This is a genomic window from Pseudomonas sp. Colony2, assembly GCF_019382755.1.
GTDB lineage: Bacteria > Pseudomonadota > Gammaproteobacteria > Pseudomonadales > Pseudomonadaceae > Aquipseudomonas.
This window is the reverse complement of the sequence record NZ_CP080030.1, coordinates 6,691,765-6,692,594: the sequence shown is the minus strand read 5'-3', so window position 1 is coordinate 6,692,594 and position 830 is coordinate 6,691,765. Positions and strand designations below refer to the sequence as shown.

1 protein-coding gene is annotated in these 830 nt (G+C 59.8%); it reads left to right on the top strand.

Translation table 11 applies throughout. The features are described 5' to 3' along the window. A partial coding sequence (locus JV201_RS27370; RefSeq protein ID WP_219406248.1) for a formate/nitrite transporter family protein occupies nucleotides 1–830 on the top strand: 830 nt, incomplete at both ends.

The following is an 830-nucleotide window of genomic DNA, read 5'->3' as shown; positions in this document are numbered from 1 at the left end:
AGAAGACGGCAAGACCCCCAACCTGTCGCAGGAAGAGCAGCACGATGTCGACAAGAACCAACCGCCTCGCGCGGCGGTTCTGCATGAAATCATCCGCACTCAAGGCGACCAGGAACTGGAGCGCAACGTCGCCGCGTTGTGGTGGTCGGCGCTGGCCGCCGGCCTGACCATGGGCCTGTCGCTGATGGGCATGGGCTTGCTCAACTCGCGCCTGCCGGATGGCGAAGAGTTCAAGGTGATCGCCAGTTTTGGTTACTGCGCCGGCTTTCTTGCCGTGATCCTCGCCCGTCAGCAGTTATTCACCGAAAACACCCTGACCGCGGTGTTGCCGGTGATGAGCAAACCCACGCTGAAGAATTTCGCACGCCTGCTGCGTTTATGGGCCGTGGTGTTGGTGGGCAACCTGTGCGGCACCTTGCTGGTGGCGTACGTGATGCTGCACTTGCCGATCTTTGACACCAAGACCGACCTGGCCTTCCTGGAAATCGGGCACAAGGTCATGGAAAACGACGCCTACCAGATGTTCGCCAAGGGCATCGTGTCGGGCTGGATGATCGCCACCATGGTGTGGATGATCCCATCCATGGAAAGCGCCAAGATCTGGATCATCATCCTGATCACCTACCTGATGGCACTGGGAGACTTCACCCACATCGTGGTGGGCTCGGCGGAAGTGTCGTACCTGGTATTTGCCGGCGAGCTGCCGTGGAAAGACTTCTGGCTGGTGTTCGCCGGGCCGACGCTGGCGGGCAATATCATCGGCGGCAGCTTTATCTTTGCGCTGATCAGCCATGCGCAGATTCGCAGCGAAAGTAGCTTGCCGGGCAAAG